The organism is Variovorax sp. GW458-11-26-14-LB1 (genome assembly GCF_059423965.1).
Map to the genome: position 1 here is coordinate 46,690 of NZ_JBWKYW010000005.1, position 26,723 is coordinate 73,412.

Below are 26,723 nucleotides of genomic sequence, written 5' to 3' on the forward strand. Positions count from 1 at the left end.
AGAGAACTCATGACGAATCCAAACACCGAGACCACGCAACGCACTCTGGCAGCGCGCGTCCGGCGGCGCGGCCCTGCGCTGCAGCTGGTTCAGAGCGCCCATCCGCCGACGCCCGAGCGCTGGCCGAACATGCGCGAAGCCGGCCTCGGACACCTCGACGCCGCTGCAGCCGTTAGCCGTGATCCCTTCAAGACGCCAGTCCGGCTCTGGATGGAGAAGACTGAGCGGCATGATCTGTTGCAGCCCGACCAGAAGCACGGTCCACAGCTCAGCGATGGCGCTTCGTACTGGAATCGTCTGCTCGATCCCATCGTCGCGGCGCACTACACCTTGCGCACTGGCCGCAAGGTGCAGCGCACGAGCACCTTGTTGCGGCACCCGCAGCATCCTTGGATGTTCGCCCACCCCGGCCGCGAGGTTGTCGGCGCTGCCGACGTCCAACTCCTGGAGTGCCGATGCGTCGGGATGGATGCTGCAGCCTTGTGGGCTGAAGGCCTTCCCGGCTACGTGCGGATTCAGGTCCTGCATCAACTGGCCGTTGCCGGTGTCCAGGCCATCGACGTCGTCGCCCTGATCTGTGGGCAGGATCTACGCATCTATCGCGTCGAGCGGGACGAAGTCGAGATATCCCGGCTCATCGAGGCCGAGCGCGAGTTCTGGCACTGCGTGGAGATCGATCAGGCACCGCTCGACCAAGGCGAGACGGTCGCACCGTGATCTCTGAGCCCTGAAAGCTCCCGTCGGTCAACCGACCCGCCAGAACCGCCACCACCGACGCTGCGTTGCCGTCCGCAGTTCCAGAGGGCGCAGGTCCAGAGGGCGCAGGTCCAGAGGGCGCAGGTCCAGGGTGTCGTAGTTCGTGAATGGCGAGCCGGCGCGGCGGCGCATTTCTATCTCGAACTCATGAGCGGTGCCGCGTGCGTAGAGGTCTCCCTGCAGCGCCTTCTTGCGCCACTCGCTCGCCAGTACGCCTAGCTCCTCGTCGGACAGCCTCTCCTTCGTCGTCATGCGTGCAATTGTGCCGTGCCAGGCGCCGGTGGATGAGCGCGCACGCGACAACTTGCCCTGGGACTGGCTGTGGCCATGCCCGGAATTTCTCTTCCCTCCCTACAGCCCGCCTTGCGCGGGCTTTGTTCATCAGTCACATGCCACACAACATCTTTCTCGCGGGGATCGGCGTGCCCGTCGCGCTCGTCCCCACATTCCACCCGCCTTGGGCATGCGTTGCCACGCTTGGCTCATCCACTCGGAGCAACTGACATGGGGAACATCGTCTACCGGGCTACCAAGAACCAAGCCGTTCATGACGAGCTGCAGAACGTGGGAACTTTTGCCGCGGTGCTCGCTCATCGCGCGATCGGCAACCGACTGTGGTTCCTGGCGCAGACCCGCTCGGGGAAACATGTCGGACGGATCTGGATCGGTCTGACCCTCATCGACTGCAGAAATGGCCAGGTGGCCGTCAAGAGCATGGACGAGAGCTGCGGCCCGTGTTACTTCGACTGTCCATTGGCCTTTCTGGATCGTGCCGATCCTCCGACCGGTCCCTACGCGGGACCTTGGCGCGAGAAGGTGCGCGAGTTCCATGCGAATCGCGCCGCCAAACGAGCAATCGCCCGCCCGGGTCTACGCATCTCGTACGGTGAATTGATCTACGTGTTGCGCTGCAGCCTCGGGCGCCGTGGCTGGGAAGTCGCGCGCGAAAGCGACGGACTGATCTTCCGCCTGAAAGCCCGACAAATTGGCAACGCGACGGTGTTGCTATCACAAGAGAAACATCCATGAAAACCAGATTCCGGCGGCACGCCACAGTGCCGCCCCATACGCGCGACCCCTTCGCGCAAGACATGCTCAAGTGGTCGGCCGACTTCGATGTTCCTTCGATTGGCGAAGACGTGATCATCCGAATGAACAGCATCGGCCGCGCCAAGGTGGTGGGCTATGCCTCGCAAGGCGGCTATCTTGGTGTGATGACCGCGCCGTATGGCCCGCCCGACTGGTGGATCCGCCAGAACGGCCTGCCCAGCTCCGACAACCCGGCGCTGGCGTTCGGGACGGAGATCTCGCGCATCGACGCGGAGGAGGGCAAATGAGTAGCGTGCCTTCGCGGCCTCGCACGGTGTTGGTGTTCAACGTCGATCTTGCGGTCTTCGATGAAGAAGCACTGCGTCGTGCCGCCATGACCCGTGCTCGCGAAGACGGTCTGGACGAGGAGGTGTGGATTTCGATGCGCTCAGGCATGTCCGATGACCTGATCATGCTGCTCGATCCGGGCCTTGTGGCCGATGCGGGCTTTGAGATCCTGCAGTCGACATGTGAGGTGTGCGAGGTGATTGAGCATGCCGTCGACCAACGTTGAATTCGTCACCGAGCTGATGGAGTTCAGCGCTCATGGCGCGCTCATCCAGGTGTTTTTCATGCAGGCGCTCGAGCAGTACGCCAAGCGCGTGGCGGCGACGAATCCCGAAGCACTGAATACACCGATGGTCAGCGGACATGCCTGGCACGACTGCGCCCTTGAGGTGCAGCGAAAGCTCAAGCAGCGCTTCGATGACTAAACCCGAGAAGGTCTTCGCGGGCTCTTCGAGCCCATCCACACCCACGCGCCGCGCCCCCTTCTGTGCCCGTAGGAGGAGGGGGAAGGCTGCGCGCCTCGTGCTCGCGATCGCAGCACGCATCCTTGAAGGAGAACACCTTGCTCACCACGATCTCACGCGGTGGTTCGACGCTGAGCGCTGCGTCGACTGCAGCTGCCGAATCATTCATCTATCACTTCACCCGCATTAGCCGCAATGCGAAGACGGGGCCCATGGCGGTCACGACGACAAGCGAAAACTCATGCCCGCCCAACTGCCGATTGCGGCGCAACGGCTGCTATGCCGAGAGCGGGCCCTTGGCTTTGCATTGGAGAGCCGTCTCGGCTGGTGCGCGAGGTAGTACCTTCGACGAACTGCTGCTGGAGATCGCGACGCTGCGTCGCCATTCGCTGTGGCGGCACAACCAGGCAGGGGACCTAGCGCCTTCATCGCCGGGCGTGATCGACGCGAGGTTGCTCACCAGGCTCGCGATGGCGAACAGAGGGCGGTGCGGGTTCACATACACCCACTATCCGCCCACGCCGGCGAACGGCGCAGCCATTCAGCAGGCGAATCAACTTGGCTTCACGGTCAACCTGAGTGCACAGACGCTGGCTCAGGCCGACAGCCATGCCAGCCTGGGGATCGCACCTGTCGTCGTCATTCTGCCGCAGGGCACCGCCAAGCCAGTGCGCACGCCAGCAGGCCGTCAGGTCGTCGTGTGTCCAGCAGGCCTGGGCAACATCGACTGCCTGAATTGCGGCATCTGTCAGCAGCGCGATCGTGCCGTCATCATGGGCTTCCCTGCCCATGGAGTACGGGCCAAGCGCGTAGAGGCGATCTTCTTCAAAGAGGAACCCCGTGAGGCAAGTCGATGAGGCGCGAGCCTCAAGTGCGCAAGCTCCCAGAGAGGTGATCGCGCTTGACGAAGAATTCCTCAGCCAGGTGGACCGTGCAATGCTGGCGCGCAAGCAAGCGGATCCCTCTCGCTTGGAAGAAGTGCGGCGGGCTGTGGAGACTGAGAGTCACATAGCCAACTTGACGAACGTATACGGGATTGATCGGCGAAGCGGTCGCAATCGCAAAGAAATCGGTTGAAGAAAGTCTGGGCGCTCCTTCACGAAACGAATTCGTGAAGGAGCCCCCAGACTGTCAGTCGTGATTTCTTTTTTTTCAAGAAATTCTCGTATCGACTTAGGGCGGAAGATGCGACGGCTCAGAAAGCGCTCCAGGCAGCCGATTCTTCTAAACCGCCGTCCGATTTCAAAACGGCACAATGCGTTCATGCCAAATATCGCCTCGATCCTCAAAGCCGAAATTTCCCGCGTAGCTCGTAAAGAAGTGCGCACCGAGATCGAAACGCTCAAGAAAGCATCGGTCGCACATCGTTCGTCCATTGCCGAGCTACGTCGTCAAGTGAGTGCGCTCGAAAAGGAGCTGCGCCGCATCTCGAAGGGTGCAGTGCGCGCTCCCACAGTTCCTGATTCGGAAAGCGACGCAGCCGGGGCCACGAAGCGCCGGTTTAGCGCTACCAGGTTGGCGACACATCGTGCAAAGCTGGGACTATCTGCCGCGATCTATGGGCAACTAGTTGGTGTGTCTGGACAGACGATCTACCACTGGGAACAAGGCAAGGCACGTCCACGGGCAGCGCAACTCGAAAGTCTTGCTTCAGTGCGAGACCTCGGCGCGCGCGAAATTGCGGAACGTCTTGCCACTCGATAGCACTGCTTTCCTGCAGGCGTGGTGGCTGTGTTCGGATGATCTGCGCGATCCACGCACTCCTCAGCAGGTCGCCCAGATCGACGTGCCAACATCAATCGCGATCTTCGTAGTAGCGGCGGTACTGCTCGCGCTCCCATTGCCGGTGGCGCCATTCACGGCGTTCCGCGCGGCGCTCTTCCCAGCGCTGCGCACGGCGTTCCTCCCAACGAGATCCTGGCTCGTAGTAGCCAGGCGCCGGGGCGGAGTAGACCGGCTGAGCAGGCTGGTAGTAGGTCGGGGCCGGCCGCGAGTAAACGGGCGCGGGCTCGTAGTACACCGGTGCGGGCGCGGACACCACCACGTCGGTACGCTGACACCGATGGACCAGCTTGTGCCCGCATTGGCTGATGCGGCGATGAAAAGGGTGCCCGCCGTAACGAGACCTGCAACACCTAGGTTGAGAGCGATTCGGGGAAAAGTCATTTCATCTCCTGGAGGGCGAGAAATAGCCCCATGCGTACCCAACGCCGGGTCGCGTGACTCGGCGAAAACACAGCATCGCATTTCCCTTCGCGTTGATCGGTGCGTCCAACTTCTTCGAGCCGACCGTGGCCGCCGCCATCAGCCTGTTCGGGTTTCGCTCGGGCGCGGCGCTAGCCGCCGACGCAGCGCTCTGAAACGACGCATTGAGCTTCCGCGCCTCTCGGGTTGAAGCTCTTAAAGCCGAAGTCACGTTCTTACAAGAGCTCTTCTCCCAGAATCGGCAGCAGCAACCAGTTCTTGATTCGCAGCCACAGGAAGTCGCCAGGAACATCCTCATGCACGATATGCTCGCCATCCGCATCGTGACTCAGCCACTGCGTGCGCCCGTCTGAGGAGGAGCGCAGGCGGTATGCGAACTCGATATGCTCTGCGGCGAGTAGGCTGTTGAACTCCTTGACCATTGCAGGACTTTCGACGACAAGCCCAAGTTCTGTGTTGATGGAGGCCGATCGGTAGTCGAGATTCATCGATCCAACGAAAATTCGCTCGTCGTCCATTAGCGCGACCTTGGCGTGCAGGCGGCTGAGTGATTTTCCGAAGTCGCCGAAGCGTTTGGGTCGAACAGGGCTTTCGGGGGCAATCTCGTAGACCGTCACGCCGATCTTCAATAGATCGGGCCGGTAGCGCTCGTAGCCGGCATACGTGAGCGGTTCGTCCGTGGATCCGAGTGAGTTGGTGATGACCACGGCGCGACCGCCGCTGGCAACGAAATTCTTCAGAACCGCCATCCCCCGCGGGCCTGGAATGAAGTAAGGGGAAAGGATTTTCACGCTGGCTTGCGAGGAGGAAATCTCGTTCAGCGCGCCCTCTGAGACGCTGCCGCGGTACGCTGCTTCATGATCCAGCGAGAGCTTCTCGGGACTGTCGGAATACAGGCGTGCCGATGCCTGGTGGAGATCGAGTTTGCCGGTTATCAACTGTTCGCCGACAGGCGAGTGGCCGAGGATGTCGTAGGGGTGCAAGGCGATGTCCGGCGCAGCAGTGCGGGTTCTTTCGTCGAATCGGCGTTGCGCAGCGCTGACAGAAAGCGAAAGTGGCGCGAGATCACCGATAGACCAGACCTGCGCACTGTTCCAGAACGCGTCGAAGGACTTGGACAGTTCCCGAACGATCGGACCGCATGAGAGCAAGTCGACGTCGATGAAGTTGGCCGACGTGTCGCGCATGAAGTATTCGTTGCCGATATTGCGCCCGCCAGAAATCGCGAAACTGTTGTCGGCCACCAGCAGCTTGTTGTGCATGCGATGGTTGACTCGCAACAAAGAGAAGAAAGAGAGCACCAGCCGCATGGGAAGCGCCGCCGCGCGCGAAGGCAGCGGATTGAAATGGCGCACCTCGACGTTCGGGAACGTCGCCAGTGTGGCAAAAAGTTCCTCCTCGCCACCCGTGTAGAGGTCATCTACGAGCAACCGAACGCGCACGCCCCTCGCCGCAGCGTCGCGAAGCTCTCTGAGGAACTGCAGCCCAGCATCGTCGCTACGAATCAGGTAGTACTGCACATCGAGCGATCGCTCGGCACTGCGCACGAGCGCAACACGTGCGTCAAAGGCGAAAGCCGCCTCGGGAAGCAACCGGAAGCCCGAAGTCACTGTCGGACTACTGACATGACGCTGTGCAAGTTTGCCCAGTGTCGTGTCGGCGTATTCGGCGATCGCGTGGGAGGCCTGACGATTGCCTGATGGTGAGGGCAGCCCGGCGCAACCCACCAGGAACGCGGTGGTGAGCATGGTGAGCAGAACACCCAATCTGCGAGATGCGGAGTGCGCGAAAAACTGAATCCGAGCGTCTGGGAGCATGGGGACGCAATATAGCCGCCCCGCTCATTCCAGACGCTGGTGCGCCGGTAGATTAAACATTTGTAATCCGCCCGAGCGGCCATTGACGGATTGGATTTCTAGACTGATGGCAGGGAGATCAACCGACGGCCTACCGAGAGCATCCGGGTCGTCACGGCTTTCTGGCCCGGCATGCACTCACTTGGTCAAAGGAGAGCATCATGTCGTCAAAACTTAGCGGTCCAGCACTCGCCATCGCCATCTGCGCAGTTGTTTTCGCGCCCGCGGCGTATGCAGAGCCATCTCACTTTGCACCCACTGAAGCTGGCGTGGTCTACCATCCCGAGCATGCGGGTCCGGCCAGACCCCGAGCTGACGTTGCTGTTGAACTCGAGACTGCTCAAAAGCATCCGTTCTGGACATGGGCGAGTCGGTACGGCGCGCCTTGGCCTGTCGCCAAGAGCGGTCCTGGCAGGACGCGCGATGAAGTTCGCAAAGAGACCCTCCAGGCGATGCGAGAAGGCACCATTCCGTCCGGCGAGAGATAGTCGAAGTCGGACGCTCTGAGTAGCGATCGCCAAGGAGTGTTTTCTCGGCAGGCGCATTGCTCTGCTTGTCGCGACTGGGCCTTGACGGTCGCTGCGCTACTCTCAAACGAAACTCGCCCTCGTCGGCCTGACCATTTCTGAATGGCCCATATGCGAGCCGGGTCTGGTCAACACAGGTTGAGTCGACCGATTAAGCGTCAGGGAAGCGCTTGAAGCAGCCCTGGGGAATCCCGGGGAAGCGTCAGACCCCGGAAGCGGCGACGACCTTGACCTTTCCCACCATGCCGGCCTGGTAGTGACCGGCGATGAGGCACGCGAAATCGAAATCCCCTGCCCGGTTGAAGGTCCAGGTGATCTCGCCGGTCTTGCCGGGTGCGACATGCGCCATGTAGGGCTCGGAATGCTCCATGCCCGGAAACTTCATCATCAGGGCTGCGTGGTTGTCGAGTTCCGTCTTCGTTCCGAGGACGAACTCGTGCATGACCTGCCCCTCGTTTCGAATGGAAATCTTCACGGTCTCGCCCTGCTTGACCTGGATACGGTCGGGCGTGAAGCGCATGTTGTCGGTCATCTTAAATACCAGCGTTCGCTTGGCCGCACTCGCGTCGCCGGCGATGCCCCAGTCTTTCTGCTCCTTGCGCACAGGTCCGCTCGGTGCACCGTGGTCCTCGTCGCCGTGCGCGAGGGCGAGACCTGAGAATGCCAGAGTGCTGGCGAGCATCAATGTCTTGATCGGTTTCATGGGGTTCCTCGGGTTGTGGTCGGATTCGTCTGGAAAGGGTTGGAGATTTCGCAGCATCAATGCACCAAAATTTTGGAGAGAAAGTCCTGAGCCCGCGGGGTTCGACTGTCGGGCCGGTCGAAGAATTCGTCGCGCGGGCAATCTTCGACGATGCGGCCCTGGTCCATGAAGATCACCCGGTCACTGACCTGCCTGGCAAAGCCCATCTCGTGGGTGACCACCATCATCGTCATGCCCTCGCGCGCCAACTTCACCATCACGTCGAGAACTTCCCCCACCATCTCGGGATCCAGTGCAGAGGTCGGCTCGTCGAAGAGCATGACGATCGGATCCATCGACAGTGCCCGCGCAATCGCGACGCGCTGCTGCTGGCCACCGGAAAGCTGGCCCGGGAACTTGTCCTTGTGGGCCGCGAGGCCCACGCGTTCGAGCATGCGCAGTCCGCGCTCGACGGCCTCGGAACGAGAGCGCCTGAGCACCTGAACCTGCGCCAGCGCGAGGTTGTCGGTCACGCTCAGATGCGGAAACAGTTCGAAGTGCTGAAACACCATGCCGACGCGACTGCGCAGCTTGGGCAAATCGGTCTTCGGATCGGTCACCGCGATGCCGTTGACCGTGATGCTGCCGCGCTGGACCGGCTCGAGCGCATTCACCGTCTTGATGAGCGTCGACTTGCCCGAGCCCGAGGGGCCGCAGACCACGACCACCTCGCCTTCGCCGATGCGCGTGCTGCAGTCGGTGAGCACCGCGAACTTGCCGTACCACTTGGAGACGTTGTCAATTTCGATCATCGTTTTCATTCGCTTGTTCGTCATTTATTCAGACGGTCGATGCGGTCTTGCGCCGCTGCAGCCAAGTGATCCACCATGCACCCGCCGTACACAAGACCAGGTAAACGACGGCGACCAGGATGTAGACCTCGACCACGCGCCCGTCGCGTTGTCCCACCTTGCTGGCGGCGCCGAGAAAGTCGTTCAGGCTGATCACGTAGACCAGCGAGGTGTCCTTGAGCAGCGCGATGGTCTGGTTGATGAGCGAGGGCGTCATGTTGCGAAAGGCCTGCGGCAGGATCACGTGTCGCATGGCCTGCCCCGGCGACATCCCCAGCGACTGCGCCGCCTGCATCTGGCCGGCGCGCACGCTGCCGATGCCGGCGCGGATGATCTCGCAGTAGTACGCGGACTCCGCGAGCACGAAGGCCACGAGCGCGGCGTAGATCGGCCCGACGCCGAGGTTCGGGTCGCCGGTCACGGCGCGCAACACCACCGGCATCAGGAAGTAGATCCACAGGATCGTGAGGATCAGCGGGATCGAGCGGAACAGGTTCACGTACCCCGCCACGAGCGCCGCCACCGGCCGCGGCGCGAAGATCCGCGTGATCGCCAGCAGGGTCCCCAGGCCGATGCCGGCGGCCATGGAGGCCGCCACCAGCAAGGCGGTCATCTGCAGGCCCTGCAGCAAGTAGGGCCAGGCGCGCTGCAGGGCGACCCAATCGAAGTCGTAGCCCATCACGCAGCGCCCAGCAGCCCGGGCACGCGCGCCCGATGTTCGATGCGGCGCATTAGCACGATCACACCGTAGGTGATCGCCATGTAGATGACCGTCGCGGCAATGAAAGCTTCGAACGGGTGGGCGCTGAATTCACTGAGCTGACGCGTTTGGCCCGTCAGCTCCATCAGCCCAATGGTGAGCGCCACAGCCGAGTTCTTGAACACATTCAAGAAGTCCGAGGTCATCGGCGGGATGACGATACGCAGGGCCTGCGGAAGAATCACATGCCGATAGGCCGCCACTGTTCCCAGGCCGAGTGCCATCGCCGCCTGCTTTTGGCTGTGTGGCACTGACTCGATGCCGGCGCGCACCTGCTCGGCCGCCTTCGCAGCTGTGTAGAGGGTGAGCGCCACCAGCACGGTGAGGAACTGGTTCGTCGTCGGGTTCATCTGCTTGAGCGCATTGCCCCAGTCGACCGGCAGCAGTTCCGGCACCACGAAGTACCAGAGAAACAGCTGCACCAGCAGCGGCGTGTTGCGAAAACAGTGGATGTACACCGTGGACAGGTAGCGCGCGGCCCGGTTGGGCAAGGTCCGTGCAACGCCGGCGATCAGGCCGAGGCCCAGCGCCAGCGTCCAAGCCAGCAACGACAGCACAACCGTCCACAGCAACCCGCGCAGCAGCATCAGGCCGTACAGGCCCTCGCCCGTGACCGAGGGCTTGAAGAAGATCAACCAATCCCAGGAGTAGTGCATCGTTCAGGACGTTCGTAGAGATCTTGAGGCGGCGTCAAGGCATTCACAGCGGCTGGTCGTTCGGATGACGCATGAGTTCCTGCATGTCGGGCGACATCGGGAAGTTGACCGTCACGTTGCCCTTCACCGCGATGGGCTTCAGGAAGTACTTCTCGTACAGCGAGACGAATTCGCCGGAGCGCATCATCCCGGTGATCACGCCGTCGACGAGCTTCTTGAAGGCGACGTCGCCCTTGCGCAGCATGCAGCCGTAGGCCTCCTTTTGCTGGGGAACGCCGACCACTTCCCAGTCGGCCGGAGTGCGTGCGCGTGCGATGTTGCTGAAGAGAATGATGTCGTCCTGCGCGGCCGCCACGGCCCGCCCGGTCTCGACGGTGAGGAAGTTTTCGTTGATGTCCTTGGCCAGGATGATGTTGATGCCCCACTTGTTCTTCTCGTTGAGCTGCCGCAGCATGCGCTCGGCCGTGGTGCCCGCGCTCACGACCACGTTCTTGCCCACGAGGTCGGACCAGTGCTTGATGCCCGAGTTCTTGCGCACCAGCAGGCGCGCACCCACCACGAAAAAGGTGCTGGAAAACGACACTTGGTTCTGCCGCTCGACGTTGTTCGTGGTGGAACTGCACTCCAGGTCGACGGTCTGGTTGGCCACCAGCGGAATGCGCGTCTGCGGCGTGACTTCCAACGTCTTGACCTCGAGCTTGGCGAGCTTGAGGTCCTTCTTCACCTGTTCGACCACACGCTGCGAGATCTCCCACGCAAAGCCGGCCTGCTTGTTGTTGTCGTCCAGGTAGTTGAACGGGATGGAGGCGCCGCGCGTGGCCACCGTGATCGCCCCGGTGTCCTTGATCTTCTTGAGCGTGCCGTCCTGCGGTTGCGCGGTTTGCGCGGCGACACTGGCGCATAGCGCGAGTCCGGCTGCGGCGAGGAGGGGGCGGATCAACGCTGTGTGAAAGGTCGGCTTGAGGGTCATCGCAGGCTCCAGGTGTCGGGAATCAGAGGTTGAAACTCGTCTCATGGGTGCTCAAGGCGCCCAGCAGTTCGTCGAGCAGCGCCTGGGGATCGTCCAGGCCAATCGACAAGCGGATGACCGGCCCTTGGACGTCGCAGAAATTGCGCTTGGCGATCTCCTCCGCGGGATAAAAGGCCGCGATGCTGCGCACGCCGCCCCAACTCGCGCCGATGGAAAAGAGCTTCAGCTTTGAGAACAGTGCCCGGTAAGCGTCGTAGGAGCTGTCTACGAGCTGCAGCGACATCACGCAGCCGGATTGCTTGAAATCGCGCGCCCAGAGGGCATGGTCCGGTGCGCCAGGCAGCGCCGGAAAGAGCATCCGACTCACCAGGGGATGCACCGCGAGTCGTTCGGCAATCAACTGCGTGCTGGTGGCCTGGCGCTCCATGCGCACCTGCATCGTGTCGAGACCCCGGGCGATCAGGAAGCAATCCTCCGGGCTCACCGCCAACCCCATCTGCGATTGAAGGCCGCGCAAGGACCTGTACAGGCCTTCATCATTGGTCGCGATACTGCCCATCAGCACGTCGGAATGGCCTCCCATGTACTTGGTACATGCGTGAATGCACAGGTCGACGCCGTGCGCCAGCGCGGCAAAGCCCAGCGGGCTGGCCCAGGTGTTGTCGATGGCGGTCAGCACGCCACGGGCACGCGCCACGGCGGTGATCGCCGGCACGTCCTCGACTTCCATCGTCACCGTGCCGGGCGACTCCAGCCAGATGAGCCGCGTGTTCGGGCGCACGAGGCGCTCGATGCTCGCGCCGATGCGCGGCGCATAGAACTCGACCTCGATGCCCAGCGCCTGCAGCCGTTCGACGGCGAAGGATTTGGCCAGGCCGTAGGCGGCGTCGGTCATCAGCAGGTGGTCGCCCTTCTTGAGCAGTGCGAGCAGAGCACTGCAGATGGCCGCCTGCCCGGAGGGGAAGACGACGCAGTGAGCGGCGCCATCCAGCTCGGCGATGCGCGTCTCGAGGGCGCGCTGCGTCGGCGTGCCCGTCGTGCCGTAGCTGAAGCCATCCGGCAGGCGGGTGCGGCGATTGACGAAATCGTCGAGCGAATCGAAGACGATCGTGGAAGCGCGCCACACTGGTGGGACCAGGCTGGCGAACGCGCTCCGGGGGACAGTGTCAAGGGTGGGAATGGGAGAGTTCACGATAGAAGACTGCGCTGTTCGTTGGGGTTGCGATCAGTTGGCGGGTGCAGATTCGATGAGCTGCAGTGCCTGCTTCATCTGGTCGACGGCCATGTTTTCGAGATCGGTATAGACCTTCATCTCCACCGTCAGGCGAGCGAAGGTTTCCTTGGCCGCGGCGATCTTGGCCGGGTCATTGGTCTTGGGGTTGGCCAGTGCCGCCTCCAGGCGCTTGTACTCGCTGGTGAGAAAGGCCGGTTGCTCGCCGATGGCGCGCAAGCCCGCGTTGGTCATCGAGCGGATGCGCAACACCATCTTCACGTCCGACTGCTCCATCTCGCCCTGCGCGCGCTCCAGCGCGAGCCTCGCGGCAAGCGCCTGTTGGCTGTCGGGCTTCTTGGTCGCAGCGATGGATTGAAACTTGGCGATGTCGCCGGAAAAATCGTGTGCCCATGTGGACCCAGCACAAGCCAGGACGGTCACTGCAAGAACTGTCTGAAGTTTCATGTTGCTTCTCCGGGAGGTGGCTGAAGACGTCAACTCTAGGACGATGGAGATAATCCGGATCGCGCTCGAAATTCTTTCTCCATAAGTGGTTGTTATATGTTGCTCCGAGAGATCGAGGTGTTCCGTTCCGTGATGTCCGTGGGCTCCGCGAGCAAGGCGGCCGCGCTGCTGGGCGTGACGCAGCCGGCCATCAGCCAGTCGCTTCGCAGGCTGGAGGAAGCCGCGGGCTTTCCCCTGTTTCGCCGGCTGCGGGGGCGCCTGCATCCGACGCCCGAAGCGCAAGCCTTGCTGGTCGAGGTTGAGCGCGTCTTCGTGGGGCTGAGCAGCATCGAGCACCGCATGCGCAGCCTCAAGCGCTTCGGCGTCAACACGCTGCGCATGGCGGTGTATCCGGCCTTTGGCCTGAGCTTCGTGCCGCGGGTGCTGTCGCGGCTGGTGGCCGAGCGCGGCGACGCCGACGCCCGCCCGCAGATTTCGCTGCAGGTGCTCAGTTCGCGGGAGGTGCACGAGGCCGTGCTGGGGCGCCAGGTCGACTTCGGGCTGATGGCCGACGAGATGCCGACGACGGGCCTGGAGCACTCCGAATTCGCGCGCTTTCCAGGCGTAGTGGTGATGCATGCCAAGCACCGGCTGGCCCGCGCCAGGATCATCCAGCCGCATCAACTCGCCGAAGAGCCCTTCCTCGCGCTCAACCCGGAAGATGCGTCCCGGCGGCGCCTGGAGCGGGCCCTGGCGGACTGCAACGTCGCGTTGAGCGTGCTGGTCGAGACCCCTTACGCGGCCAGCGTGTGCGAGATGGCCCTGAACGGTATGGGTATTGGCTTTGTCAACCCGATCACCGCCATGGAGTACGCCCAGCGCGGCCTGGTCATCCGTCCCTTGTCTCTGGAAGTTTCCTTCGCGGGGGTGCTCGTACTGCCTCCCGGGCAGCCACTGTCCGGCCTCGCTTCGCGAGTGCTTCAGCTCATGCGCATGCAGTTGGCCGAAGACCAGAAGGCCCTCGCCAATCTTCTCAAACTCCGCGCCAAAGCTTGACTGCCAAGCCTCAGTGACGCTTCGTTCGCGTCTCGCAGCAACGGGGTTTTTCCCCTTCGGCAGCCAAGACACCGTAGGCCTTGGCCACTGTCTCGCTGATCGGCGCATCTGCAGGGGCGCACGCCTCGATAGCGCACAGCAGGTGCTCGGCAACCGCCCAGTTTCGCTGTCGCAGAGCCTCCTGGTAGATCTCCAACAAGTGCAGCTCGAGTGGTTTTTTTCTCTTCATGGGAACTCCTTCGCGCGCAGCGAAGTCGCCGGGCTGCTCGCCTAGGTCGATCTTTCGCCGACGTGGGACGCGTGGACGTCGCTCTTGGCTCCTCGCAAGCGCAAGGCATTGGTGATCACCGACGCCGAGCTCAGGCTCATCGCCAGCGCGGCGATCATCGGCGACAGCAGCCAGCCGGTGAACGGGAACAGCACGCCCGCGGCCAGCGGCACGCCCAACGCGTTGTAGAGGAAAGCGAAGCCCAGGTTCTGCTTCATGTTGGCGATGGTCTGCTCGGAGATCACGCGCGCCTGTGCAATGCCGCGCAGGTCGCCCTTGACCAGCGTCACCTGGGCGCTGTTCATCGCGACATCGGTGCCGGTGCCCATCGCCACGCCGACGTCGGCCTTGGCGAGCGCGGGGGCGTCGTTGATGCCGTCGCCGGCCATCGCGACGATGCGGCCTTCGCGCTGCAGTTTGTCGACCAGTGCGAGCTTGTCGGCGGGCTTGACTTCGCCGTGCACCTCGTCGATGCTCAGCTTCGCGGCGACGGCCCGGGCGGTGGTCAGCCCGTCGCCCGTGGCCATGATGACGCGCAGGCCCGAAGCCTTGAGCGCGGCCAGCGCCTCCAGCGTGGTGGGCTTGATCGGGTCCGACACCGCGAGCAGGCCGGCCGCCTGGCCGTCCACCGCCAGGAACATGACGCTCGCGCCCTCGGCCCGCAGGGCCTCGGCTTGCGGCTTGAGCGCATCGACCCGCACGCGCAGCTGTTCCATGAGCGCCGTGTTGCCCAGCGCCAGCTTCCGGCCGGCCACGGCGCCGCTCACGCCGATGCCGCTGCTGGATTCGAAACCCTCGGGCGTGTCCAGCGCCAGCTGGCGCTCGCGCGCCGCCCGCACGATGGCGTCGGCCAGCGGGTGTTCGCTGCCCTGGTCCAGGCTGGCTGCAAGGCGCAGCACCTCGTCCGCGGTGAAGCCCGGCGCAGGCACCGCGCGCTCGAACTGCGGCCGGCCTTCCGTCAGGGTGCCGGTCTTGTCGACGATGAGCGTGTCGACCTTGCGGAAGTTCTCGATCGCCGCGGCATCGCGGAACAGCACGCCCTGCGTGGCCGCCTTGCCGGTGGCCACCATGATCGACATCGGCGTCGCGAGGCCCAACGCGCAGGGGCAGGCAATGATGAGCACCGCCACGGCATTGATGAGGCCGTAGACCCAGCTGGGCTGCGGCCCGAAGAAACCCCAGGCGAAGAAGGTCAGCACCGCGATGGCGATCACCGTCATCACGAAGTAGCCGGCGACCTGGTCGGCCATCCGCTGCATCGGCGCGCGCGAGCGCTGGGCTTGCGCGACCATCTGCACGATGCTCGCGAGCACGGTCTGCGAGCCGACCTTTTCCGACTGCATGACGAGGGCGCCGTTGGTGTTCAGCGTCGCTCCGATGAGCTTGTCGCCCACGCGCTTGGTCACGGGCAGCGGCTCGCCGGTGAGCATCGACTCGTCGACCGCGCTGCCGCCTTCGATCACCACGCCGTCCACCGGCACCTTCTCCCCGGGGCGCACGCGCAGCCTGTCGCCGACATGCACATGGCCGATGGGCACGTCTTCCTCGGTGCCGTCGGCGCCGATCCGGCGCGCCGTCTTGGGCGCGAGCCCCAGCAGCGACTTGATCGCCGCGGAGGTTTGCGAGCGCGCCTTGAGCTCGAGGATCTGGCCCAGCAGGGTGAGCGAAATGATCACCGCCGCCGCCTCGAAGTAGACCGACACGCGCCCCATCGACACAAACGACGCGGGGAACACGCCCGGCGCCACCGTGGCCACGACGCTGTAGACAAAGGCGGCGGCCGTGCCCAGGCCGATCAGGGTCCACATGTTCGGGCTGCGGTTCGCCACCGACTGCACCGCGCGCACAAAGAACGGCCAGCCGGCCCACAGCACGATCGGCACGCTGAGCACGAGCTCGATCCAGCTTTGCGTGCCCATCTCGAACCACTGCAGGCGGTGGCCGGCCATGGCGAGCACGGTGACGACAACGCTCAGCGGCAGCGTCCAGAAGAAGCGCCGCTTGAAGTCTTTCAGCTCGGGATCTTCGCCCTCGTCGAGGGTCGGCATCTCAGGCTCCAGCGTCATGCCGCACTTGGGGCAGTTGCCCGGGTGGTCCTGCCGGATCTCCGGGTGCATGGGGCAGGTGTAGATCGTGCCTGCGGGGGCGTGCTGGCTCGCACCCGCATTCCCACCCGCAAGGACGAGTGGTTCCACCGGCTTCGCACTGCGCTTCGCGTACTTGACCGGGTCGGCCTCGAACTTGGCCTTGCAGCCGCCACTGCAAAAGTAGACCGTCTTGCCTTCATGCTGCAGGACGTGGGGCGACTGCGCGCTCACATTCATGCCGCAGACCGGATCCTTCAAAGACGCATCGGACTCACCGTGCGACGTTCCAGCCGCGGCATGCGCGTGCGGCCCGTGGTGGCCTTCATGGTGTCCTGCTTGTCTCGTGGGCATGTCATTCATTCGCGTTCTCCGACGGGAAATTGAGGGAGGCCGTGCGCCGCCACCAGCCGCTCACCCTGCAGGGGCCGGTTGGTCGGGGTTGATGGGCCGCTCAGGGGCTGATCGAGGGCCGCAGGGGTGCTTACTTCGGTGCGTATCCCGCTTCTGCGAGAGCTGCTGCGATGCTCGCGCGGTCCTCGGTGGTTTCGATCCGGACCGTCCTGGACGGCAGGTCCACCTCGATCTTCGCCTGTGCATCCAGGTTCTTGAGCGCCTGGGCCACCCGGCTGGCGCAACCGCCGCAGGACATCGATTGAATTTCGAACTCTTGCATGGAGACTCCTTCGTTGAAATTGACCTGCAGTATCAGGGTTGACATCATGTGAAGGTCAAGGAATATGTCGAGGTATTTCCGGGAGACGTCGGAAAACGGCATTCAGGCCTGCACGTCCAGCACCATCATCAGGCCCCCGCCGCCGTCCTGCTCGACGTTGTTGTTGGTGGTGTGGTGCGGGATGTGGCAGTGCACCAGCCACTTGCCGGGCCGCAGGGCCTTCCAGACGACGTCGTAGCGCTGACCCGGGCCGACGTTTACCGTATCCGCCTGGAACCGCGCCGACTCAGGCAGCACATAGCCGTCCCTCGCAACGACGGTGAACGGGCCACCGTGGACGTGCATGGGGTGCACGAAGTTGTTGTTGCTGCCCACGAATCTGAGCTTGATGGTCTCGCCGACCTTCATCTTCACCGTGTCGGTGGCGGGAAATGCCTTGCCATTGATGGTGAAGTAGTTCGGCAATCCGCCTTCCATCAGCATCGCCGGATAGGTCAGGCCTTCGCGCTTGAGCCATTCCTGCAGCTGGATCACATACTCGTGATCCGCCTTGGGTGGCTGCTCGGCGTTCTTCGGATCGATGATCAGGGCCCCATATAGACCGAAGGCCTGCTGGCGGTCCACATGGTCATGCGAGTGATAGAAAAACGTGCCTGCCTGCTCGGTCGTGAACTCGTAGGTGTAGGAACCACCGGGCGGAATCGGCTGCTGCGTGATCTTGGCCGGGCCATCCATCTCGTTCGGCAGGATCAGTCCGTGCCAATGCACAGTGGTGCTCTCGGGCAATCGATTCGTCACCTTGATGCGCACCCGATCGCCTTCGGTGACGCGAATCCTTGGGCCTGGGATCGTCGCGTTGAATGCGTAGCCCTCGACGGTCACGTCCGGCAGGATGTTCCACCGGATGACACTGGTCTCGAGGTTGAAGACCTTGATGTCGTTGTCCAGCGCGGGGGCAAGGTCGACGTCGCCGCGGGTCTGCGCACCAGCGATGTGGGCGATCTCGCGTGGGTGTATGGCCGACATGTCGCGCATCGCCTGGCCGGGCGTGTCCCAGCCCATGATCATCGACGGAGGCATGATGGCGCCACCAACGTCCCGGTTCGACAGACGCATGTTCACGAACATCGCGGGCATCGTCATGCCGGCCAGCAGCATGAGCGTGGTGGTCATCGTCACGGCCGCCAGCTGCGGCCGCGTCACGTTCGGTCGCATACTGTGGCCGCCGTGACCTCCCTGCGCATGGCCCGATTTGTCGCGCGGCTTGTCCAGCGCGGGCTGGGCGCTCGGTTCAAGGCCGGCCTGTTGGGCTGCGGGGGCGGCGACAGGCATGGAGTCATGCGCATGCGCAGGGGCATGCCCGGGTGCCATGGCCGCATCAGCTTGCGCCTGGGGCTTCTTCTCGGGCCGACGCTCGGTCATCAGCCCGTGCTTCATCTTCCGGGACACCATCCAGACATTCACCGGATACGCCACCGCAAACCCGGCGGCCACGCCCAGCGACATCACGCCCCAGAAGACGAGTTCGGTCGGATCCATCGCCCGCATGTCGCGGCCCATCATGAGCAGCGCCATCACAGGGGCCATACCGGCCATCATCGCGTTCATGCTGATGAATTCCGGCATGAACGACTTCTTGACGTTTTCCCAGTAGGTGCCGCCCATCATGTTCTTCATGAAGAGGGACTGGAAAATGAACAGGCCGAACGCAAAGCCGGCAACGTACTCGACGATCAGGTCGATCCACATCGGCAGCCCCAGCACCGCGGTTACGACCGCCGCCAAGATGATGCCCGTTGCATCGCCCGCCACGCAGTGGATCGTGGAGCCCACGCCCTGTTTCCACAGCGGCTTGACAAATTCTTCGTGCTCGCCGGGGGCCGGCTCTTTGTCCGCCATCACGTAGAGCAGCAAGCCCAGCGGGCCGAGGTAGAGCGTGACGAGGATGAACCCCCACTTCATCACGACCGGCTCGGGGTTGTGCCGCAGCTGGTCCCATGCGACGTAGGCGGTGGACAGGGCCGCCAAGACGAACCAGACGGCCAGGAAGTAGTCGATGGGTTGAGCGAACATGGTGATCCCCATTGTTTGAGCTCAGGCGCGCACGATGCGCTTGCGCCTGCCGGTCATCTGCGCCGGACGGACCGGAAAAGTGCCTCGGATGCTGATAGGAGCGGGCCCAGCGCAGCGCACCATCATCTACCGCTCAAGGATTCTTTTTCATCCACGCATCCAGCTGCGCGATCTCCTTGGTTTGGTCCTTGATGATCTTGCGTGCCATCGCTTTCAGCTCCGGCGACTTTCCGTGTGCGATCTCGGGCTTGGCCATCTCGAGCGCCTGCTGGTGATGCATCTTCATCAGCATCGCGAAATCCTTGTCGGTGTCCCCTGACATCTGCATCTTCTGCATGCCCTCCATGCCGCTCATCATGGATTTCTTCATCTCGTCTGATCCGCTGCCTTTCTGCATCTGCGCTGGGGACATGGCCATCGGCCCCGATGCAGGTGGAGTGGAGGGCTGAGTTTGCGCCACCGCGGTCAGCGCAAAGGCCGCGAGCGCAGAGGCGCTCGCCAAGGTCCTGAAATACAGGGAGTTCATGGTTTTCCTTGGTGGGTTGAAACTCAATGTGCCATTTCAAGGCAGGCAACCGCGCAGGCACGACAGGCTGCGGCGCAGGACTGGCAATGTGGTGCCTTGTGCTTGCCGCATTCCTCCGCGCAGGCTTCGCAGATGTCGGCGCACAGTTCGCAAATTTCTTTTGTGTGCTCGCTGTCACGGGAGATCGCGGCGGCGGCCAGCTGGCAGATCGCCGCGCAATCCATATCCAGCGCGATGCATCGGGCCATCATCTTGACGTTGTCTTCCTTCAAGCAGGCCATTGCACAGTGATTGCATGCGATGGCACACTCGTTGCACGCCTCGATACAGGCAGAGTTGGTTTCATGTGACATGACTTTCTCCTTTGTGTAGCGGCCGGCAGCTGGCGACCGGCGAAGAGGGACGATGCAACCGTCCCGAGTTGCGCGACCCGTCGGATCGCGTGTGCATGAAAAACCTCGAACAATCGGTTAACGATGCGCGGCGTCGATACGAACGACGGTGCGAATGCCGACCGTGCGGAAACCCTGAACCTGTTTGCAGCGTGCCGAAGACCCGGACGGGCGTCTGTCGGACGACAACCCGGTCACGGTTGCGACTTGCCGGAAGCCTCATCGCTTGCGCCGCCGGGACTTCCTGGATGCACTCGAGCGAGAGGCTCTTCGACTTCTGTCGTGGTTCGGCCGGTTCTTATGATGTTTGCGGCGCTGCCAATACACGATGGCCAAGAAAGCGATCACACCCAAGATCCAGGCAATGAACATGGTGCTCACCACATTCACGGAGACCCATCGGCCTGTCACGTACATGCGTCACCCCACTTGGCTTTCCAGCCGATGCTGCGCGCGCCTGGCGGCAGCAGGCGCGTGAGGGGAGGGGGCTGGATTGGCTGCACGATGATTTCAGGCAGCTCGCTGGTCGAGGCTTAGCGCAGGCCTGCGATGTAGTCGGACACCGCCTTGATTTCGCGATTGTTGAGCTTCGCTGCAACGCCACTCATCGGCACGCTGTTGAGTCGTGTCCCATCGCGAAACGATGCCAACTGCGCGGCGGTGTATTCGGCGTGTTGTCCGCCAAGCCGCGGGTACTGGCTCGGGATGCCGGCGCCGTTGGGACTGTGGCAGGCCGCGCAGGCCGGCACACTGCGGTCCCCAATGCCGCCCCGGTAGATCTTCTCGCCCAGCGTGACCAGGTCTTTCTCTTTCGCAAACCCGGGCTTGACGGGCTTGGAGCCGAGGAACCAGGCGACGTCGCGCATTTCCTGCTCGGAAAGCATCGCCGCCATGCCAGTCATGACAGGGCTCTTGCGCTTGCCGGACTTGAACTCCTGAAGCTGCTTGACCAGGTATTCAGGATGCTGCTGCGCCAGCTTGGGATTGGCGGGAATGGCCGAGTTGCCATCCGCGCTATGGCACGCGGCGCACGACTTTCCGTTGAAGACGACTTCGCCGTTCGCGATGTCTGCCTTGGGCGACCTGACGGGGGCTTTCTCGGTCGCGGCCATGGGCATGGGGTCGGCTGCGAAAGATGAGGCGGAGGCAAGCCCACTGAGAGCGGCGAGCAAGAGGGGGGCGAACAATTTCATGGGGTGTTCAAGTTGTGGGCGGGCTGGCTGCAAAAGATGGCTGGAGATCGCGTGGTGGCCGCCTCACCCGCGCGGCGCTCGTGCAGGCGACAAGACGCGAATGGGCGTGCCGCACTTGATGACATTGGTCGAAACGATGTCGCCCAACTCGACGGATGTCGCAGGATCCAATATCACGATGTGCGCGTGGCGCTGCCCCGTGGAACGATCGACCAGGATTGCGAATCGGCGCAGTGCAAGCTCGTCGGGGCTGACTTTCTTCCTGCAGTCTGTGCGACCGCTTCGCTGAATCTCGCTCGCGCGGCCGATCTCGACAATCTCGCCTGTACGCCAACCATCCTGAAAGTCGCGATGCTGCTTGTAGAAATCGGCGCAGCCCGTCAGCCCGACGCAAATCGCCGCACAAAGAATCCCGCTTGCGACAGGATGCGCCGTGCCGATGATGTGATGTTTCATCTTCTCGATATTGGCGGCGGACAATGTGCGGCCCGATGCCCCATGACCGGCTAGGACGCATCGACGCTTTGACTTGCACCGTTCAGCGTGCGGAAATAAAGGCCGCTGTGCGCCGGGATGCAACGCTCGGGAAACCCCGGCAGGTAGAGCGAGCGTTCGGGAACCTGCCACTCGTCACGCAAGGCGTAGCCGAGCGCTTCGACCTCGTCGATCAATCGCTGGCGGTTGTAGACATGCATCGGCGCAAAGCAGCCGGACCCGATGTTCTGCGCCGTGACGTAGTCTTCGCCGTCATAGAGCGGGAGCTTGTTCAGCAAGATGTGCCGCGGACGGCTCTCGCACTGCTTCAGCAGATCGGCAGGACGCGCATGGTCCAGATAGTGCAGGGCTCCAGCGGAGAGCCAGATGTCCTTGCCTGCCAGCGCCTGCCCCAGGGCGTCCGTGTGGGTGAAGCTCAGCGCGTCGGCGTGTGCCTCCCGGGCCATTTCCCGGCCGATGGCAGCGATCGCGGGCACTTCGACGACGTGCCACGACAACGCCTGCGGCATCTCGAAATAGCGCTGGTATGCGTAGAAATGAACGCCTACTGAACCGCCGATATCGAGCACCTTGGTGGCACCGTCGCGAAACGCGCGCTCGAGCCACCACATTACCGGATAGTCGTAAGCGAAGACCTTCTTCGTGCGGACGTTCACATACTCGGCCGCCAAGGCCGCATGGTCGAATTCCGGATTGTCAGGAAGCCAGTCCCGCGCCTCGGAAAAGTCCTTGAAGACGCCGAAGTAGCCGGCAAAACCAGCCTCGGAGAAGAATTGTCGACGCCGCCAATGCAGCAACGCCGGCCGGGTAACCGGCCCCTCAAGGATTTGCCGAACGACTTGCGAAGCACTGGCGTACGTCATGTCTTTCTCCACCCTTTTGGCGATCACTGCCGGCCAGATTTCCTGATGCGCTCAGCGAGCCGCTTCGATCTTGGTGACGACGATCTTTCCGTCGATCTTCTCTGCCTGGAAGCGGACCTTGGCGCCAGTCTCAACCTTGTCGAGCATGGCGTCGTCCTTGACGCCGAACACCATGGTCATGCCGGGCATGTCCAGGTTCTTCAGCGGACCGTGCTTGATCGTGAGTTTCTTGTTGTCCTTGTCCACCTTGCGGACCTCGCCGTCGGTGAGTTCCGATGCTGCGGACGCATCGGCGGCGCCGGCTGCCGATGCCTTGTCCGCCATGCCGGGCATGTCCGCCGCGGGTTTGGACGATTGCGCGCTTGCCGCGCCAGCAAACGAGAATGCAGCAGCGAATGCCACGAGTGCGATGCGAATGTTCGACATGAGGATCTCCTTGGATATGAATGAATATGGAGTCCCGGGGGGGGGGGGGGGGGGGGGGGCCCGCTGCGGCCGATGGAAGGCCGCAGCGGAAGCGTCGCGCTTACTTGCCGGCCTTGGTCACCTTCACGGCGCCCTTCATCCCGGCGTCGTAGTGGCCCGGCTGCAGGCAGCCGAAGTCAACCTTGCCAGCCTTGGTGAACTGCCAGACGATCTCGCCGGTCTTGCCACCGGCCAGCGTCACCATGTTCGGGTCAGCGTGCTCCATCTCGGGGTTCTTCTTCATGGCTTCGTAGTGCTCCTTGAGCTCTTTCTCGGTGCCGAGCACGAGTTCGTGCTTGATCTGGCCCGAGTTCTTGATCACGAAGCGCACGGTCTCGCCTTGCTTGACGCTGATGTCGGCGGGCGTGAAGCGCATGCTGTCCGTCATATCGACGTTGATGGTGCGCGTGGCTTTGGCAGCGACGCCGGGCTTGCCGATCGCCTCATCGGCATCGTGGCCATGACCGCCGGCATGCGTGCCCGATGCGGAAGCGCCTGCGGCGGCCAGTGCCACCAAGGCAGCGAGCGCGGTATTGCGGAGGGTGTGTTTCATGTGTTTCCTTTGAGAAGTTGAGGTTGGAAGGGAGTGGCGAAAAGATCAGTGGCCGGAGTGACCACTGGCGGGTTTGCGAATCTGGACTTCGATGTTCTTGGCGGGCATGTTCTTCGCAGGCATCGCGGCCGCGCCGGCGCCGCGCTGCCGCGAAGTCTCGGGTGCCGGGCCGTCCAGCTCGTAGGCTACGGTGCCCTTCGGGTGCTTGAACCAACCGGGATTCGAGTAGTCACCCGCCTTCTGGTTTTTGCGCACTTTGACCATGCTGAACATGCCGCCCATCTCGACCGAACCGAACGGGCCTTCGCCCGTCATCATTCGTGCGGTGTTGTCGGGGATCGGCATCTCCATCTCGGCCATGTCGGCCATCCCGCGCTCGCCCATGACCATGTAGTCCGGCACAAGGTTGGTGATCTGCTTGGCGACGTCCTTGTGATCGAGGCCGATCAGCGTGGGGACGTCGTGTCCCATGGCATTCATCGTGTGATGGCTCTTGTGACAGTGGAAGGCCCAGTCGCCTTCCTCGTCGGCCAGGAACTCGATCTGGCGCATCTGGCCCACCGCCACGTCGGTGGTCACCTCGTACTGGCGCGAAGACTTGGGCGTTGGGCCCCCATCGGTGCCTGTGACGAGGAACTCGTGCCCGTGCAGATGGATCGGGTGGTTCGTCATCGTCAGGTTGCCGATACGGATGCGCACCTTGTCGTTGAGCTTCACGTTGAGCGAATCGATGCCCGGGAAGATTCGGCTGTTCCAGGACCACAGATTGAAGTCCAGCATCGTCATGATCTTGGGCGTGGCGCTGCCGGGCTCGACGTCGTATGCATTGAGCAGGAACACGAAGTCGCGATCGACCTTCTCGATCAGCGGATGCTCGGTCTTGGGGTGCGTCACCCAGAAGCCCATCATTCCCATCGCCATCTGCGTCATCTCGTCCGCATGCGGGTGGTACATGAAGGTGCCGGGGCGGCGTGCCACGAACTCGTAGACGAAGGTCTTGCCCGGCCGGATCGGCGGTTGGTTCAGGCCGGCCACGCCATCCATGCCGTTGGGCAAGCGCTGGCCGTGCCAGTGGATGCTCGTGTGTTCGGGCAGCTTGTTGGTCACGAAGATCCGCACCCGGTCGCCTTCGACGACCTCGATGGTCGGACCGGGGGACTGGCCGTTGTAGCCCCAGAGGTTCGCCTTGAAGCCCGGTGCCATTTCGCGCACCACGGGTTCGGCCACGAGGTGAAACTCCTTGACGCCGTTGTTCATGCGCCAAGGCAGGGTCCAGCCATTGAGGGTGACCACGGGGTTGTAGGGACGTCCGCTCGAGGGGATGAGCGGGGGCATGGTGTTTGGCGTGGTCTGGAGCACGGGCTCCGGCAAGGCGGCCATGGCCACCTTGCTCACGCTTGCCGCGGCGACGGCCCCGGTGATGGCACCGGCGCCGGTGATGAAGTTGCGTCTGCTGGTCATGTCGTTCAATTCGTTGTGGGGTCAGTGCGCGGCAGCGGCGGAGGCTTCGCCGCCGCCGGTGGCCATCGAGCCACCCGCTGCGGTGGGTTTGCCCATCACCGAGGCGGACAGTGCCGCGTCGGCCAGCCAGAACTGCTGTTGGGCGTTGATAGCGTTGGTCACGCTTGCGATCTGGTCGCGTGCTTCGGCCAGCAACTCGAACACGCTGATCAGCATGCCGTTGTAGCGAAGCACGTTTTCTTCGCCCATGGCCTGGCGCAGCGGAACGATCTCGTCGCGGTAGTGGCGCGCGATGTCGTAGGAAGTGCGGTAGGCCGAATACCCCTCGCGCAGTTGCGACGCCGCGCCGCGAATCGTGGCGTCGTACCGGTTCGCTGCGGCCAGCGACTGTGCATTCAGCATGTCGCGTTGTGCTGACCCCCAGTCGAACAGCGGCAGGCGCATGTCGAGCTCGAAGCCTCGGCGGGTGCTCTTCGTGTTCTCCGCGTTGTCGAACACGGTGTCGCGGCGGCCGCCCACCTCGACGTCGATGAACGTCGACAGCAGGTTGATGCCTTGGGACTTGCCGGCTACGTCCAGTTGCGCGCGCGCAAGCTGAACGTCGAGGCGTTGCTCGGTCGCAGTCGCGGCAACTTCCTTCGCTTCGCGCGGCGTTTTCGGCAGATCGGGCAGACGCTGCGGCAGGGTCAGCTTGGCGGCCTGGGTATCGTCCAGGCCCAAGGCTCGGATCAGTTCCTCGCGCGCTGCGGTCGTTGCGTGCTGCGCCGCAGCAAGTTGTGTCGTCGCATCGGCATAGAAAACCTGCTGGCGTGCACGCTGGAGCTTGGAGAAATTCCCGATCTGTTGCATGCGTCGCGCGAGTTCCGCACTGGCTTGGGCCGACTTGTTGACCTGCTCTGCGTACACCAGCGACTGCTGGGCAGCCACGGCGCGGACCCACGCTTGCTTCACTTGCGTCACTTGGTCGACCACAGTGCTGGTCAGCTGAACCTTGGCCTGGCTCGCCTGGCTCTTAGAGATCGACAGACGCTGCGGCAGCAGGATGAGGTCTACCAGACCGAAGGACAGCAGCCGCTCCAGCTCGAGCTCACTGTTCAGGCGTGTGCGCGCGAAAGAGAGAATAGGGTTGGGCAGTCGGCTGCTCTGGTTCGCTGCGGCGATGTCGCCCCAGCTTTGGGCGATCAGCGCCTGGACGGACGGGCTGTTGGCCAGCGCGAGCTGCACCGCGTCGCCTTGCGACAGCGGCTTGGCCAGCAGTTCCTGCGTCAGTGCAGAGCGACGATCACGCTGTTCCTGGGTGCGGCTGAGTTCGAGCTTGCCTCCGGTGAACTGTTGCGCGCTGGAGTTCGTCTCCTTCAGGGCGTCGTCGATACTGACCGAGGCGCATCCCGCCAGGAAAGCGGCTGCAACGGCGACGGCCGTCAAACGCAAAGCGCGCTTCATGGTTTCTCCTTCTTCGCAGGCATGGGCATCGAGTGGCCTGGATGTGCGGCAGGTGCAGCGGCTGGGCTCTTGGGCGATTCGGCCTCTGCCGCGCCGGTGCCCGATGCTTCTTTGGCGTAGGCCTGCCAGCCACCGCGGCGATAGACCGTCTCGTTGGCTTCTTTCCAGGGGATGGTTTTGTCGTCCGCAAAGGGGCGATAGCCGTCGAGTGCGGATTTGTAGGTCAGGACTGGCGGCGGCGCCTCAGTCGAGGCTGCGCTGGCAGGCGCTGGCGCGGGGGGCTGCGTGGACGCAGGCTGGGCCACGGCGGCCAGTGCTGCTAGGGCGGAAGAAGCGGCCAGCCAACGGGCCGGCGAAAGATGGAACATGGAGTCCTCGCAAGTTCATGAACGGAGTACGTCAGAGCCGCCCGAA

The 26,723-nt window shown here is 63.2% G+C and carries 31 protein-coding genes and 1 pseudogene; 9 read left to right on the forward strand and 23 right to left on the reverse strand.

The window, feature by feature from the left end; translation table 11 throughout:
• Positions 1–9: 9 nt before the first annotated feature.
• Positions 10–717: a YqaJ viral recombinase family nuclease gene (locus AC07YS_RS05215; protein WP_495267405.1), complete on the forward strand. Its 708-nt coding sequence runs from the start codon at positions 10–12 to the stop codon at positions 715–717.
• Between the two features lie 27 nt (positions 718–744).
• Here the strand turns inward: AC07YS_RS05215 and AC07YS_RS05220 are convergent, their stop codons facing one another.
• Positions 745–1,008: a hypothetical protein gene (locus tag AC07YS_RS05220; RefSeq protein ID WP_495267404.1), complete on the reverse strand. Its 264-nt coding sequence runs from the start codon at positions 1,006–1,008 to the stop codon at positions 745–747.
• A gap of 252 nt (positions 1,009–1,260) precedes the next feature.
• On the opposite strand from AC07YS_RS05220, the gene AC07YS_RS05225 reads away from it, so the two are divergent.
• The 7 genes and pseudogenes from AC07YS_RS05225 to AC07YS_RS05255 all read left to right on the forward strand — a co-directional run.
• Positions 1,261–1,785: a hypothetical protein gene (locus AC07YS_RS05225; protein WP_495267403.1), complete on the forward strand. Its 525-nt coding sequence runs from the start codon at positions 1,261–1,263 to the stop codon at positions 1,783–1,785.
• Positions 1,782–2,093, forward strand: coding sequence for a hypothetical protein (locus AC07YS_RS05230; RefSeq protein ID WP_057597492.1), 312 nt, complete (start codon positions 1,782–1,784; stop codon positions 2,091–2,093). Before AC07YS_RS05225 ends, AC07YS_RS05230 begins: the two co-directional genes overlap by 4 nt.
• Positions 2,090–2,359: a hypothetical protein gene (locus AC07YS_RS05235; protein ID WP_495267402.1), complete on the forward strand. Its 270-nt coding sequence runs from the start codon at positions 2,090–2,092 to the stop codon at positions 2,357–2,359. Before AC07YS_RS05230 ends, AC07YS_RS05235 begins: the two co-directional genes overlap by 4 nt.
• The gene (locus AC07YS_RS05240; protein ID WP_495267401.1) at positions 2,340–2,558 is read left to right on the forward strand and encodes a hypothetical protein; all 219 of its coding nucleotides are present in this window, start codon (positions 2,340–2,342) and stop codon (positions 2,556–2,558) included. Before AC07YS_RS05235 ends, AC07YS_RS05240 begins: the two co-directional genes overlap by 20 nt.
• A 137-nt stretch (positions 2,559–2,695) precedes the next feature.
• Positions 2,696–3,454, forward strand: a complete 759-nt coding sequence (locus tag AC07YS_RS05245) for a DUF7227 family protein (RefSeq protein WP_495267400.1) — start codon at positions 2,696–2,698, stop codon at positions 3,452–3,454.
• Between the two features lie 406 nt (positions 3,455–3,860).
• On the forward strand, positions 3,861–4,301 hold the full coding sequence (locus AC07YS_RS05250) for a helix-turn-helix domain-containing protein (protein ID WP_495267399.1): 441 nt from the start codon (positions 3,861–3,863) through the stop codon (positions 4,299–4,301).
• Between the two features lie 527 nt (positions 4,302–4,828).
• A pseudogene (locus tag AC07YS_RS05255) lies at positions 4,829–4,939 on the forward strand (arsenical-resistance protein); the annotation flags it as partial.
• 78 nt (positions 4,940–5,017) lie between these two features.
• On the opposite strand, the gene AC07YS_RS05260 reads toward AC07YS_RS05255, so the two are convergent.
• The 8 genes from AC07YS_RS05260 to AC07YS_RS05295 all read right to left on the reverse strand — a co-directional run bounded on the left by AC07YS_RS05260 (position 5,018) and on the right by AC07YS_RS05295 (position 12,815).
• A complete protein-coding gene (locus AC07YS_RS05260; RefSeq protein WP_495267398.1) occupies positions 5,018–6,550 on the reverse strand; it encodes a phospholipase D family protein in 1,533 nt (510 codons plus the stop codon).
• 837 nt (positions 6,551–7,387) lie between these two features.
• A complete protein-coding gene (locus tag AC07YS_RS05265; protein WP_495267397.1) occupies positions 7,388–7,888 on the reverse strand; it encodes a cupredoxin domain-containing protein in 501 nt (166 codons plus the stop codon).
• A gap of 56 nt (positions 7,889–7,944) precedes the next feature.
• On the reverse strand, positions 7,945–8,679 hold the full coding sequence (locus AC07YS_RS05270; protein ID WP_495267430.1) for an amino acid ABC transporter ATP-binding protein: 735 nt from the start codon (positions 8,677–8,679) through the stop codon (positions 7,945–7,947).
• 28 nt (positions 8,680–8,707) lie between these two features.
• Positions 8,708–9,397 (reverse strand): amino acid ABC transporter permease, encoded by a 690-nt coding sequence (locus AC07YS_RS05275; RefSeq protein WP_495267396.1) that lies wholly within the window; start codon positions 9,395–9,397, stop codon positions 8,708–8,710.
• Complete coding sequence (locus AC07YS_RS05280) at positions 9,397–10,134, reverse strand: amino acid ABC transporter permease (RefSeq protein ID WP_495267395.1); 738 nt, start codon at positions 10,132–10,134, stop codon at positions 9,397–9,399. Before AC07YS_RS05280 ends, AC07YS_RS05275 begins: the two co-directional genes overlap by 1 nt.
• A 43-nt stretch (positions 10,135–10,177) precedes the next feature.
• On the reverse strand, positions 10,178–11,104 hold the full coding sequence (locus AC07YS_RS05285) for a transporter substrate-binding domain-containing protein (protein ID WP_495267394.1): 927 nt from the start codon (positions 11,102–11,104) through the stop codon (positions 10,178–10,180).
• A gap of 22 nt (positions 11,105–11,126) precedes the next feature.
• Positions 11,127–12,296 carry a trans-sulfuration enzyme family protein gene (locus AC07YS_RS05290; protein ID WP_495267393.1) on the reverse strand — a complete coding sequence of 390 codons (1,170 nt, stop codon included), beginning with the start codon at positions 12,294–12,296 and terminating at the stop codon, positions 11,127–11,129.
• Positions 12,297–12,329: 33 nt separating this feature from the next.
• Positions 12,330–12,815, reverse strand: a complete 486-nt coding sequence (locus tag AC07YS_RS05295) for a hypothetical protein (protein WP_495267392.1) — start codon at positions 12,813–12,815, stop codon at positions 12,330–12,332.
• Between the two features lie 63 nt (positions 12,816–12,878).
• Between AC07YS_RS05295 and AC07YS_RS05300 the strand changes: the two genes are divergently transcribed.
• Positions 12,879–13,817, forward strand: a complete 939-nt coding sequence (locus AC07YS_RS05300; RefSeq protein ID WP_495267391.1) for a LysR substrate-binding domain-containing protein — start codon at positions 12,879–12,881, stop codon at positions 13,815–13,817.
• Positions 13,818–13,827: 10 nt separating this feature from the next.
• On the opposite strand, the gene AC07YS_RS05305 is transcribed toward AC07YS_RS05300, so the two are convergent.
• The 14 genes from AC07YS_RS05305 to AC07YS_RS05370 all read right to left on the reverse strand — a co-directional run bounded on the left by AC07YS_RS05305 (position 13,828) and on the right by AC07YS_RS05370 (position 26,677).
• A complete protein-coding gene (locus AC07YS_RS05305) occupies positions 13,828–14,046 on the reverse strand; it encodes a hypothetical protein (RefSeq protein WP_495267390.1) in 219 nt (72 codons plus the stop codon).
• Between the two features lie 41 nt (positions 14,047–14,087).
• Positions 14,088–16,523, reverse strand: coding sequence for a heavy metal translocating P-type ATPase (locus tag AC07YS_RS05310; protein ID WP_495267389.1), 2,436 nt, complete (start codon positions 16,521–16,523; stop codon positions 14,088–14,090).
• 130 nt (positions 16,524–16,653) lie between these two features.
• Complete coding sequence (locus AC07YS_RS05315; protein ID WP_495267388.1) at positions 16,654–16,845, reverse strand: heavy-metal-associated domain-containing protein; 192 nt, start codon at positions 16,843–16,845, stop codon at positions 16,654–16,656.
• Positions 16,846–16,947: 102 nt separating this feature from the next.
• Entirely contained in the window at positions 16,948–18,918 is a 1,971-nt protein-coding gene (locus AC07YS_RS05320) for a multicopper oxidase domain-containing protein (protein WP_495267387.1), read from the reverse strand.
• 133 nt (positions 18,919–19,051) lie between these two features.
• Complete coding sequence (locus tag AC07YS_RS05325) at positions 19,052–19,444, reverse strand: DUF305 domain-containing protein (RefSeq protein ID WP_495267386.1); 393 nt, start codon at positions 19,442–19,444, stop codon at positions 19,052–19,054.
• Positions 19,445–19,467: 23 nt separating this feature from the next.
• Complete coding sequence (locus AC07YS_RS05330; protein ID WP_495267385.1) at positions 19,468–19,797, reverse strand: four-helix bundle copper-binding protein; 330 nt, start codon at positions 19,795–19,797, stop codon at positions 19,468–19,470.
• 572 nt (positions 19,798–20,369) lie between these two features.
• Positions 20,370–21,029, reverse strand: a complete 660-nt coding sequence (locus AC07YS_RS05335) for a c-type cytochrome (protein ID WP_495267384.1) — start codon at positions 21,027–21,029, stop codon at positions 20,370–20,372.
• A gap of 63 nt (positions 21,030–21,092) precedes the next feature.
• Positions 21,093–21,509, reverse strand: a complete 417-nt coding sequence (locus AC07YS_RS05340; protein ID WP_495267383.1) for a hypothetical protein — start codon at positions 21,507–21,509, stop codon at positions 21,093–21,095.
• A gap of 26 nt (positions 21,510–21,535) precedes the next feature.
• On the reverse strand, positions 21,536–22,387 hold the full coding sequence (locus AC07YS_RS05345) for a methyltransferase, TIGR04325 family (protein WP_495267382.1): 852 nt from the start codon (positions 22,385–22,387) through the stop codon (positions 21,536–21,538).
• Positions 22,388–22,438: 51 nt separating this feature from the next.
• Positions 22,439–22,813 (reverse strand): copper-binding protein, encoded by a 375-nt coding sequence (locus AC07YS_RS05350; protein ID WP_495267381.1) that lies wholly within the window; start codon positions 22,811–22,813, stop codon positions 22,439–22,441.
• Positions 22,814–22,913: 100 nt separating this feature from the next.
• Positions 22,914–23,405 (reverse strand): cupredoxin domain-containing protein, encoded by a 492-nt coding sequence (locus AC07YS_RS05355; protein ID WP_495267380.1) that lies wholly within the window; start codon positions 23,403–23,405, stop codon positions 22,914–22,916.
• A gap of 45 nt (positions 23,406–23,450) precedes the next feature.
• On the reverse strand, positions 23,451–24,866 hold the full coding sequence (locus AC07YS_RS05360; RefSeq protein ID WP_495267379.1) for a multicopper oxidase family protein: 1,416 nt from the start codon (positions 24,864–24,866) through the stop codon (positions 23,451–23,453).
• Between the two features lie 21 nt (positions 24,867–24,887).
• Complete coding sequence (locus AC07YS_RS05365; protein ID WP_495267378.1) at positions 24,888–26,309, reverse strand: TolC family protein; 1,422 nt, start codon at positions 26,307–26,309, stop codon at positions 24,888–24,890.
• A complete protein-coding gene (locus AC07YS_RS05370; RefSeq protein ID WP_495267377.1) occupies positions 26,306–26,677 on the reverse strand; it encodes a hypothetical protein in 372 nt (123 codons plus the stop codon). Before AC07YS_RS05370 ends, AC07YS_RS05365 begins: the two co-directional genes overlap by 4 nt.
• Positions 26,678–26,723 lie beyond the last annotated feature (46 nt).